The sequence below is a fragment of the Mycobacterium sp. IDUB_17 genome (assembly GCF_055419465.1).
The window spans coordinates 115278-128102 of sequence record NZ_JBVAXS010000002.1 but is presented as its reverse complement, the minus strand read 5'-3'; the positions used below and the strand labels follow the sequence as shown (position 1 = coordinate 128102).

Annotated in this window: 2 protein-coding genes; one reads left to right on the top strand and one right to left on the bottom strand. The window is 67.0% G+C overall.

Annotated elements, in window-relative coordinates; translation table 11 throughout:
• Positions 1–40: 40 nt before the first annotated feature.
• Entirely contained in the window at positions 41–1462 is a 1422-nt protein-coding gene (locus tag ACZYZ7_RS07730) for a condensation domain-containing protein (RefSeq protein ID WP_450069667.1), read from the bottom strand.
• Between the two features lie 231 nt (positions 1463–1693).
• Between ACZYZ7_RS07730 and ACZYZ7_RS07725 the strand changes: the two genes are divergently transcribed.
• Positions 1694–12811, top strand: a complete 11118-nt coding sequence (locus tag ACZYZ7_RS07725; RefSeq protein ID WP_463740584.1) for a type I polyketide synthase — start codon at positions 1694–1696, stop codon at positions 12809–12811.
• Positions 12812–12825: the final 14 nt, after the last annotated feature.

Below are 12825 nucleotides of genomic sequence, written 5' to 3'. Positions count from 1 at the left end.
CACCCTCGCGCCGCTTCCATGGCCATCGCTCCGCTCGCCGCTACGCGACGCGCCCCCAGTGCCCGCTGTCAGCAACCCTCGAAGACACCGACTTCATCGCCTCCATGTACCGCGTAACCGACTTCTCGGCAACGGGATTGTCCGGATGCATGATCGCCATGACCGTGCCCTCCCCGTACCTGAAGATGTAGATCGTCAATTGGTACGAGAACCGATTGTCCGGGTACATCCCGATGTTGTTCGCGAGGCCCAAATCGCCTGCGGCGAGGATCGCGTTGAGCGGTGCGGCACCACCGTGGAGGAAATTCGACACCGGAAAGTTCGGCTGCGGCCAATTCAACCAAGGCGCCAACTCGAGCACGCGATAATACGGCACTCTCGCCATGTCCAGGCCCGAATCGAAAGAAGCCTGTGCGGCGCCGGCCGCGTCGCTGAAAGAGGTCGCCGCGACCGGCACGACAATCGGGATCAAACCGGTAAACCAACCCTGCGTGTTGAAATTGTCGCCGGCCGTGCGGGAATCTCTCGGGGTGAGTCCGTAATACGTCAGTGCGCCGGTGAACTCATGCTCGACCAGGCCCAGACAGGCGAACAGGCCACCGACGAAGCGTGCTCCCGCCGCCGCGCAGGCCGCGTCGAAGCGTTCCGTCTGCGCCGTGTCCATCAGGACCATGGAGCTCCAGGCACTGCTGGTCGACTTGTCCGGATTGCCCAGTGGCAGTGGGAATTCCGGAAATCCGTCGCTGTTGTTCTCGGCGAAGTCGATCCACGCCTGCACCCCTGGCGACTCGAGGGTCAACGCCGACGTGTATTCCCGTTCGCGGACACAGAAGTCGTCGAAGCTACCGGGTTCGGGCAACTGGAGAGCGTGACCGCTTCCGCTCATCGCGGAATACATGCCATTAGCTTCCATCATCGTCGTGCCGATCAACGTGGCATCTCCGTGCACGTGATCCATGGCCGCGAAGAAAGTGAAGTGGTCTTCGTTCTGGATTATGCCGAAAGTGAAACAGCCCCATTCCAAGGGATTGGGGATGGCCACGACATGGGCGTGTATTTCGTCGACGGTCATGGTGCCCTGATCGACCGGAACGAACTCGATATCGTCCGGCTTTTCGATCGTTCGCCTAACAAATTTGCCGTCATCGGCCTTTTCGAACCAGCTGCGGAATGTGTCGTGCCTACGCAGGTAGGTGTTGACCGCGTGGTCCATGGCCGAGATGTCACATTGGCCCGCCACCTCACAGCTGGCGATGATCTGCCGGGAGAAGTTCAGGCCGGCAGCCTTCCGCTCGCTGTAGTTCCGAAGATGTTGACTCTGCATGTAGCTAACTGGCACCGAGCTGACAGGTGCCCGATCCGCCGTTTCCTGAGCCGCAGCCGTCGGATGCCAGGACGTGACCGATCCCGAACTCAACGTCCATTCCTCAAGTGCGCCAACAGTTATCTTCCCGATGCGCAAAGCGTCGCCCTCCCGTTTGGCCGGCTGTGGCCGTGATCACCCGTGGTTGCCCAACATACCCCCACACCCGCTGGCAACCACTCCTGCGCCTCACGGCACAAGCTGCGCCCCACGCGTCACAGGTTCACGTGTAATAGTGCTCTAGTGCCGTCGGGGGGTGGACAATTTTCGCGTGCGACAAATGTCGGGCGTAGTCATTGAGTGACCGCCGACGCTAGGAGGACAACGGCCATGGGAACCGCTGAACATCCGATCGACAAGAACCCTCGCTTTGCCATCGTCGGCTACGCGGCGCGCTTTCCAGGCGCACCGGACGCCGATGCGTTCTGGGAGGTGCTGCGCGAGGGACGCGACGCGGTGTCAGAGATACCCGAAGACCGGTGGGACGCCGACGAATTCTTCGACCCGGAACCAGGCGTTCCCGGCAAGGTGGTGACCCGTCGTGCGGGTTTCGTCGACGACGTGACCGGGTTCGACGCGCCGTTCTTCGGCATGTCCACCCGCGAGGTACGGTTGATGGACCCCCAACATCGGCTCCTGCTCGAAACGGCATGGCGCGCGGTGGAGCATTCAGGCACTGCGCCAACAGCTTTGGCTGAAACCAACACCGGCGTCTTCGTGGGTTTGGCCACCCACGACTACCTCGGAATGGCCTCTGACGAGCTGACTTACCCCGAGATCGAGGCCTACATGGCCATCGGTACGTCGAACGCCGCGGCCGCGGGCCGGATCAGCTACCGGTTGGGACTGCAGGGTCCCTCGGTCGCCGTCGACACGGCGTGCAGCTCGTCGCTGGTGGCGATCCACCAGGCGTGCCAGGCGCTGCGCCTGGGAGAGTGCGACCTCGCCCTGGCCGGCGGCGCGAATGTGCTGCTCACACCGGCCACGATGATCACGTTCTCCAGCGCTCACATGCTCGCCCCCGACGGCCGCTGCAAGACATTCGACGCCGCGGCGGACGGCTATGTGCGCGGCGAGGGCTGCGGCGTCATCGTCATCAAGCGTCTTGACGACGCGATCCGTGACGGCGACCGGATTCGGGCCGTTATCCGCGGCAGCGCAATCAACCAGGACGGCGCATCCGGCGGGTTGACCGTGCCGAATGGTGTGGCGCAGCAACGGGTTATCACCGACGCTCTGAAACGCTCCGGCCTCCGACCCAGCGAAGTCGGCTACCTGGAAGCACACGGCACCGGGACTTCACTGGGCGACCCGATCGAGGCGCAGGCCGCAGGCGCGGTGCTCGGCGCCGGACGCGAACCCGACCGGCCGCTGTTGATCGGCTCGGCAAAGACGAACATCGGTCACCTGGAAGCGGCCGCGGGCATCGCGGGCGTCATCAAGGTCATCCTGTCGCTCGAGAACGAGACCTTGCCCAAGCACCTCCACTTCGAGAACCCGTCGCCCCACATTCCGTGGGACCGGCTGGCGGTGGAAGTGGTCAAGGAAGCCACCCCCTGGGAACGCAACGGCGAACCGCGCATCGCGGGCGTCAGCTCATTCGGGTTCGCCGGGACCAACGCGCACGTCATCCTCGAAGAAGCTCCCGAACCAACGGCGCGGCCGGCGGCAGAGCCGGGCCGAACTGCGCAGTCTGAGAGCAAGCGGTTCAGCATCCTTCCGGTGTCCGCACGGACACCGGAAGCGTTGGTGCAGGTCGCCGGCGAATACCGCAACTGGTTGGGCGCACATCCGGAGGCCACGTTGGCGGACGTGTGTCTCACCGCCGGCGTGGGGCGCGCGCACCTGGAGCACCGCGCCGCGTTGGTGGTCAACTCCAGGGAATCCGCTGTCGAACTGCTCGGCGCGCTCGCGGACGACCGCCCGGCCCCCGGTCTGGTTCGCGGGGAATCCCACGACACCCCGAAGACGGCCTGGCTCTTCACCGGCCAGGGCAGCCAGTACCCCGGCATGGCGCGCGAGCTGTACGACACCGAACCGGTGTTCGCCGAGACCCTGAACCGGTGCGCGGCCGCAGTCGCCGACGTCCTCGAAAAGCCGCTGCTGGACGTGATTTTCGACCTCGACAGCCCGGATGGCGAGGAGACGCTGCGGCAGACCTCCTACGCCCAGCCCGCGCTGTTCGCCCTGGAGATGGGCTTGGCCCAGCTCTGGCAGTCGTGGGGCTTCGAACCGGACGTGGTGCTGGGTCACAGCGTCGGCCAGTACTCGGCCGCGTGCGTCGCGGGCGTGTTCAGCCTCGACGACGGCATGCGGCTCATGGCCGAACGTGGCCGGCTCTTCGGCAGTCTGCCCGCGGGCGGCCGGATGGCGGCGGTGTTCACCGCAGCCGAGCGGGTCGAGAGCCTCACCGACGAGTACCCCGCGCTCTCGGTCGCCGCATACAACGGCGCCAACACCGTGCTGTCCGGACCTGCAGCGGACCTGGAGAAGGCCGTGGCGCGTTTGACGGCCGACGGCGTGCGGTGTGACTGGCTGGAAACCAGCCACGCATTCCACTCGGCACTGCTGGAACCGATCCTCGACGAGTTCGAGGCGTACGCGAACCGGTTCACTTTCAAAGCACCACAACGGATTCTGATCGACAACCGCACCGGCGCAGCCCTGGGCCGGAGCGTCAAGATGGACGGCGCCTACTGGCGTCGTCACGCGCGCCAACCGGTGGAGTTCGCCAAGAGCGTGCGCACCCTCGCCGATCTGAACTGCAAGGTGCTGCTCGAGGTCGGCCCGCGTCCGGTGCTCACCGCGACGGCCCTGGGCGCCTGGCCCGACCCGGCCACCGCACCTCGGGTGATCACCTCGCTGCGGCGGAACACCGCCGACCACCGGCAGATCAACGAAGCCGTCGCCGATGCCTACGTGCTGGGCCACCTGCCCGACTTCGGCGCCTTACGGCAGGCCCACGCGCAGAAGCTGGACCTTCCGACCTACCCGTTCGAGCACCGCCAGTACTGGTACCGCGACAATCGTGACGAGCCCAACCAGCAGCAGCACGTGGCCGCCCGCACCCAGGCGGTCCGGCTGCTCGAGGACGGCCGGATCGAGGAACTCGCAGCCCTGCTCGACGGCGCCGGCGGCGACGATCAGACGCTCGCGGTACTGACCAAGCTTGCGGCGCAACACAACCAACAGCGCTCGACGCAGTCCATCGCGGACGACCGTTACGAGTTCCGATGGGAAAAGGCGGTTACCCCCCTCTCCGGTTCCGAAACCGGAGAGAGTTCCTGGATCCTCATCGGCGACGAGTCCGACGCCGTCAAGCCTCTGGTGGACACCCTCACCGCGCGTGGGCAGCAGTATCGGTTCTTCGGATTGCCTGCGTCCGATGCGGACGAGGTGCAACTCGCAGCGACGTTGCGCGCCGCGGCAACGGGCGATTCGACGCTGCGCATCGTGCACGTCGCCGCGCTTGACTCCGGCGCCACCCCCTCGATGCGATCACTGCTGCGGATGCAACACCAGGTCCTGGCCGGAACTCGGCGGCTCTTCCGCGCCGCGGTCGCCGCTGACCTGAGGGCACCAATCTGGCTCGTCACCCGCGGGGCACAACACGTCACCGAGGCGGACACCGTGACGCCGGAGCAGAGTGCCCTGTGGGGATTCGGCCGCGCCGCGGCCCTCGAGCTTCCTCAGGTGTGGGGCGGTCTGGCCGATCTCTCCGAGGGGACGACCGGCGAATGGTCCGGGCTGCTCAACCGGATCACCACGGCAGCCGAATCGGCCGTCAAGGAAGACCAGGTCGCGCTGCGGGGTCACGAGGTCTACGTTCCCCGGCTGGTTCGGCCGGAGGACCTGCCGAGCGGCAAACCGCTGGAACTGCGCGCTGACGCAACGTATCTGGTGACCGGAGGGCTCGGCTCCATCGGGCTCGAAATCGCCGGGTACCTGGCCGCGCACGGCGCCAAGCAACTGGTGCTGACCAGCCGGCGCCAGCCCGGCGACACCGCACAAAAGCGCATCGATACGCTGCGCGACCAGCACGGCTGTGAGATCCGGGTCGCCACGGCCGATGTCGCCGACGCACATGACGTCGCCCGCCTTCTGGCCGGTGTGCGGGCCGAGCTGCCACCGCTGGCCGGCATCGTGCACGCCGCGGGCGAGATCGGTACCACTCCGCTGAGTGAGCTCGATGACGCTGAAGTGGATCGGGTCTTCGCCGGGAAAGTCTGGGGTGCCTGGCATTTGAGCGAGGCAGCAGCTGACGAGAAGCTCGACTTCTTCATCAGCACCTCCTCGATCGCCTCGGTCTGGGGCGGTTTCGGTCAGACCGCCTACAGCGCGGCGAACGCTTTCCTGGATGGGCTGGCCTGGCGCCTGCGCGATCAGGGCATCGCCGGCACCAGCGTCAACTTCGGTCCCTGGTCGGCGGGTATGGCCGACGCGGACTCCCGTGCCCGGCTGGAGCAGCGCGGGATCAAGACATTGTCGCCGTCCGATGCGCTGGCCGGTCTGGCCGATGTCGTGGCAGCCGCTTCGGCGCACGGCCCCGCCCAAGGAGTGATAGCCCGTATCGACTGGGCCCGCTTCCTGCCGCTCTATCAGCAGGCGGGCCGACGGGCGTTCCTGTCCGAGTTGGAACGTGAGTTGCCCGCCCAACTGACGGGAGTGGCGTCGCCGGCCACCGCGTCCGGGAAGACCAAACTGGTCGAGCAGCTCACGAATGCCCCTGTGCAGCAGCGTAAGAAGCTGCTGACGGATTACCTGCGTGACGCCGTGGCAGAGGTGACGCGCGTGGACGCCGCGGAGATCCGTGAGGACGCCGGGTTCTTCGACCTCGGCATGGATTCGCTGATGGCCGTCGAACTGCGCCGCCGCATGGAACAGGGAGTGGGGGCGGAGATCCCCATCACCCTGGTGATGGACTACCCCCGGATCTCCGACGTGGCCGACTACCTGCTCGGCGACGTGCTCGGACTCAGTGAGCAGCCCAAGCCCGCTCCGCAACCGGCAGCGGCGACGACGCGCACCGACGATCCGATCGCGATCGTCGCGGTGTCGTGCCGCTTCCCCGGTGCGCCCGACCCGGAGGCTTTCTGGGACGTCCTGTCCGGCGGTGTCGATGCGATCCGGGAAGTCCCGGAAGACCGGTTCGACATCGACGAGTTCTTCGACCCGGATCCGGATGCTCCGGGCAAGACCTACACGCGATTCGGCGGATTCCTCGACGGCATAGACGGATTCGACCCCGAGTTCTTCGGCATCTCCCCGCGTGAGGCCGTCTGGATCGAGCCGCAGCAGCGGCTGATGCTCGAAACGGTCTGGGAGGGCCTGGAACGGGCCGGGTACGCGCCGGCGACGTTGCGCGGCAGCCGAACCGGCATCTTCGTGGGTGTGGCGGCCAACGAGTACGCACACCTGCTGTCGTCGGAATCCATCGACAAGATCGAGCCGCACTTCATCACCGGCAACGCACTCAACGCCATTTCCGGTCGCGTCGCCTTCTCGCTGGGGCTCGAGGGACCCGCGGTGGCGATCGACACCGCCTGCAGCTCGGCGCTGGTGGCCGTCCATCAGGCCTGCCAGGCACTGCACTCGGGTGATTGCGACATGGCGTTGGCCGGCGGCGTGAACGTCCTGCTTTCTCCGGTGACCGTCGTCGCCGCATCCCGCGCCAGGATGCTTTCCCCGGTGGGGCGGTGCAAGACGTTCGACGCCTCAGCGGACGGCTACGTGCGCAGCGAAGGCTGCGGAATTCTCGTCCTCAAGAGATTGAGCGACGCGCAACGCGACGGCGATCGGATCTGCGCGATCATTCCGAGCAGCGGGGTGAACCAGGACGGCGCTTCGAGCGGTTTGACCGTGCCCAATGGTGGTGCGCAGCAACGGCTCATCGGGTCCGTACTGGCTCGCGCCGGGCTGTCCGGCGGGGATGTCGACTACCTGGAGGCGCACGGAACGGGCACTCCGCTGGGTGATCCGATCGAGGTGCAGGCAGCCGCGGCCGCCTACGGCGGATCACGCGACTCGGACCGGCCACTGTTGATGGGGTCGGTGAAAACCAACATCGGCCACACCGAATCGGCATCGGGGGCAGCGGGTCTGATCAAGGTCGTGTTGTCTCTGCAGCACGAAACACTGCCGCAGAGCCTGCATTTCGACAATCCGTCCCCGCACATCCCGTGGGACTCGCTGCCGGTGCAGGTCGTGGACAAGGCGATTCCGTGGCTGACCAACGGCAGGCCGCGACGCGCCGGCGTGAGCTCCTTCGGCTTCACCGGCACGAACGCCCATGTGCTGGTCGAGGAGGCGCCAGCGCAAGCGGCACCGGCACCGGCCGGCGACGACCTCGCCGACGGGGATCTTGCCGAAGGCGTCGCGCCGGAAGCTCAGACCGAGCAGGTGAATGTGCTGGCGCTGTCCGGGCGGTCACCGGAAGCGGTGGTCGCGCTGGCGCAGCGTTACGGAACCTGGTTGGCCGCCCATCCGGAGGCCGACCTCGCCGACGTGTGCCTCACCGCAGGCACGGGCCGTTCACACTTCGAGCACCGCGCCGCACTGGTGGTGGATTCGATCGACGATGCGCGCATATACCTGGAGGATCTGGCCGAGAATCGCACGCGGCCCGGTGTCGTACGCGGCGAGCACTTGAACCACCCGACGACGGCGTGGTTGTTCACCGGCCAGGGCAGCCAGTACCCGGGAATGGCCCGTGAACTGTTCGACTCCGAACCGGTCTTCGCGGAAACCGTGAAACGCTGCGCAGACGCGGTCAAGGACATCCTGCCGAGCCCGCTGCTCGAGGTCATTTTCGCCACCGATCGCGAAACGGGCGGCAAGGCCGGAGAGACGTTGCGGCACACGTCCTTTGCCCAACCGGCGATCTTCGCAGTCGAGATGGGCCTGGCGCGGCTGTGGCAGTCGTGGGGCATCGAGCCCGATGTGGTGCTCGGGCACAGCGTCGGCCAGTACGCAGCGGCATGCGTGGCCGGAGTATTCAGCCTCGAGGACGGTGCGCGGCTCATGGCCGAGCGCGGCCGGCTGTTCGGCAGCCTCCCCGAAGGCGGACGGATGGTGGCGGTGTTCGCCGACCCCAAGCACGTCGAGCAGATTGCCGGCGAGTTCCCGCGGGTGTCGGTCGGCGCCTACAACGGACCCAATACCGTGCTGTCGGGTCCGGGTGAGGATCTCGAGCAGATCGTCGAGAAGTTCGGTGACGAGGGGGTCCGCTGCACCTGGCTGCAGACCAGCCACGCCTTCCACTCGGAACTGCTCGACCCCGTACTCGATGAGTTCGAGTCGTACGCAGCGCAGTTGCAGTTCGCCACCCCGACATTGCCGCTGGTCTGCAACCGCACCGGCAGCGTGCTCACGGCCCAGACCCCGCTCGATGCGAAGTACTGGCGCCGACACTCACGCCAACCGGTGCAGTTCGCCGAGAGCGTGCGCACCGTGGCGGCACTGGGTTGCTCGGTGTTGATGGAGATCGGTCCGCAGCCGGTGCTGACCGGGGCTGCGGTCCAGGTCTGGCCGGAGCACCTGCCTGCGCCGCGCGCAATCGTCTCGATGCGCAAGGGCGTTGCCGACCGGCGCCAGATCGCCGATGCGCTGGCCTCGGCCTACGTCGGCGGTCACCGGCCCGATTTCACCGCGCTGCATCGCCGGCCCCGTCGCCGACTCGAATTGCCGACCTACCCGTTCCAGCGTCGGCGCTTCTGGCCCAAGGGAAGCGGCATCGTCGGCTCTGGCATGGACGGTGCCATGGAATCCGGAATTCTGGGCAGTGGGAAAGACCTGGCCTCTGGCGATTCCGTGTACACCAGCAGGTTGTCGGTCAAATCCCAACCGTGGCTTGCCGACCACGTCATCTACGGCACCGTCGTCGTTCCCGGGGCGACGTACGCGGCCATGGCACTGGCCGCGGTCGGTACGCCGGCGCGGGCAAAGGACGTGTTCTTCTACGAGCCGATCATCCTGCCCGAGAAGAGCTCTCGCGAGGTGCAGCTGATGTTGCACCCGCTGGACGACGGTGGCGGGTGGAAGTTCCAGGTGCACAGCCGTCCCTACGGGGACCGGGTCGCTGACTGGTCGCTGAATGCCGAAGGCACGGTGGTGAGCGGTCTCGAGGACGTGGCCGAGACGCCGGTGCCCGAGGACGACCCGGTCGACGAAGCGATCGAGCGCATGAACCGGATGCGTCCGCAGGAACTGTTCGAGACCTTCTCCGACCTGGAACTGTCGTGGGGCCCGAACTGGTCCGGTTCGCTGAAGTCGCTGTGGCTCGGCGAGGGCGAGGCGATCGGCGACATCCTCGTCGGTGCAGAACTCGCCGAACAACTCGGAACAGAGCCGATGCACCCGGTGCTGATGGACCTGTGCACCGGTGTCGCCTTCCCGGCGTTCCCGGCACTTCTCGCCGCCGAGCAGGGCGTGAACGACCTGTTCCTGCCGCTGCGGTACGGGCAGGTGACGTTGAAGGAGAAGATGCCCCGGCGGTTCTACTGCCGCGCGAAGTGGCACGAGAGCGCACTGGACAGCGAAACCCAGGTCTTCGATCTCGATTACCTCGATCGGGATGGCCGCTACCTGGGCGGAATTCGGGAGTTCACGGTCAAGCGGGCACCTCGCGAGGCGCTGCTCCGCGGCCTCGGCGGTGACGCCACCCGGCTGCTGTACACCCTCGGCTGGGCCGAGGTCCCGGTACCGGCATCTGACAACGAGACAGTCGAGGCGGCGGCAACCGGCACCTGGCTGATCGCAGGATTCGACGACCTTGCCGCCAAGGTGCCGGGCTGCATCCCCTTCGATCGGAACACCGGTCAGCAGTTGGGAGAGGTGCTGACCGAGGCCAAGGAGCGCGGCTTGCCGTTCTCCGGTGTCGTCTGGCGCGCAGGCGCACCGAGCCCCGAAGAGTCGAGCGCTGACAGCCAGGCTCGACTCGAGACCGAGATCGCCAACCTGCTCGGCGCGGTGCACACCGTGCAGGGCGGGGAGATCAAATTGCCCGGCGGACTCTGGATCGTCACCGAGCGGGCGGTCGCCACCGAATCGGGTGAGCCGGTCGATCCCGTACAGGCCGCGCTGTGGGGATTCGGACGCACCACGATCAACGAGGAACCGGCGCTGCGCGCCAAGCTGGTCGATACCGACGGATCACCCGAGGCCGTGCAGGCGCTGGCGAATCTGTTGGCCACACCGGTCGAGGAGCCCGAAATCGCTGTACGGCAGGGCAAGCTGCTGGCCTCCCGGTTGCTGCCGTGGTCGCGCAGCGGGCATCTCACGGTGCCGCGCGGGAGCGACTACGCCCTGCTGCCCACCGAACGCGGGGCGATCGACAACCTGCGGATCACAGAGAAGGAAGTGCCGGCGCCGGACGAGGGCTACGTGCAGGTGCGGGTAGAGGCCGCAGGTCTCAACTTCCGTGACGTGCTCAACGTGCTGGGCCTGTACCCGGGTGACCCCGGCCCGATCGGTGGCGACTTCGCCGGTGTCGTCACGCAATTGGGTGAGGGAGTCACCGGCGTCGAGGTGGGCCAGCGGGTCTACGGCTCCATGCAGGGCGCCTTCGCCAGCCGGTTCAACGCGCCGGCGCAGTTCCTGGCACCGATCCCCGACGGGGTCAGCGCGGTCGAGGCCGCGACGATTCCCGCCGCGGCGCTGACGGTCCGGCTCGCGTTCGACTGGGCGCAACTGAAGCCGGGCGACAAGGTGCTCATCCACGCTGCCAGTGGCGGCGTGGGATTGGCGGCCATCCAGATGGCGCAGCAGTGCGGTGCCGAGGTCTATGCGACGGCGAGCACCTTCAAGCGGGCGACGGTGCGCAAGCTCGGTGTCAAGTACGTGTATGACTCGCGTACAACCGATTTCGCCGACCAGATCCTGGCGGATACCGACGGTGCCGGCGTGGACGTGGTGCTCAACAGCCTGACGAGTGAAGGGTTCGTCGAGGCGACCGTGCGGGCCACCGCCAAGAACGGCCGGTTCGCCGAGATCGCCAAGCGCGATATCTGGACTGCGGAGCAGATGGCCGAGGCCCGACCCGACATCGCCTACGAGATCGTCGCGTTGGACACCGTGATGTTCCAAGAGCCCGAACGCATTCGCGACTTGCTGACCGAGGTGTCGGACGGATTGGCCAAGGGACAGTGGACGCCACTGCCCGCCGAGATCTACCCGCTGACGGAGGCCAGGACGGCGTTCCGGCGCATGCAGCAGGCCCGGCATATCGGCAAGATTGTCTGCCAGATGCCGAATCCGCTTGCACCGCGGCCGGATCGGACCTACCTGATCACCGGTGGGCTCGGTGCGATCGGTCTGCACACCGCTGCGTACCTGGCGCAGCTGGGTGCCGGTGACATCGTGTTGACCAGCCGCCGGGCGCCCGATGCGGACGCTCAACGGTTGATCGAGGAGATCACCGAGCGGTACAAGACCCGTATCCACGTCTTCGCCGCCGATGTCGGCGACGAGTCCGAGGTGGCCAAGCTCCTCGACCGGATCCGCGCCGAATTGCCCCCGCTCGCCGGTGTGGCACATCTCGCGGGTGTGCTCGATGACGCACTGCTGGGCCAGCAGAGCCTGGAACGGTTCCGGACCACGTTGGCGCCCAAGGCGTTCGGCGCCGGCCACCTGGACAGGTTGACGAAGGACGACGATCTGGACTTCTTCATCGTGTCCTCCTCGGTGTCCAGCTTGTTCGGTTCACCCGGTCAGTCCAACTACGCCACCGCCAATGCGCTGCTCGACGGCCTGGTGGCGCAGCGAAGGGCGCAAGGCCTGCCGGCCACCGGCGTCAACTTCGGCCCGTGGGCCCAGGGCGGCATGGCCTCGTCGGAAGCCGCGACCGCCAACATCAGTGCACAGGGCCTGATTCCGCTGGAGCCCTCGGCGGCGCTGAGTGCCCTGGCCGAGGTCATCGCCAACGGCACCGGCCAGGCCACCGTCATCAAGGCGAACTGGCAGCGGGCCGCGAAGGTGCTGGGCAGTCAGCGGCCGCCGATCCTCGACCTGGTGTTGCCGAGTGCCGTCGGCGAGGTCGTCGGTGACAGCGAGGTGCTCAAGCAGCTGCTCGAGATCCCGGTACCGCAGCGGGCCGGGTTCGTGACCGAGTTCCTGCAGAAGGAAGTGCAGAACTTCCTGCGGCTGGCATCGCCGCCGGCCGCGACCAGCCGGTTCCTGGATCTCGGCACGGACTCGCTGATGGCGATCGAACTCCGCAACCGGCTGCACAGTCAGTTCGGCGGCAAGTTCACGCTCAACGCGACCGCGGTGTTCGACTATCCGACGATCGGCGGACTCGCCGAGTACCTCGTCGGTCAGCTGCCCGACGCGGAATCGCCGGAGTCACCGACGGAATCGCCGGCCGCGCCGCAGCGGGAGACTCACGAGGAGTCAACTGCGGAAGCACCGGACGACCCGGGGCCGCAGGATGAGGCGGCCGAGACCACCTAGCGCGACAAGACGCA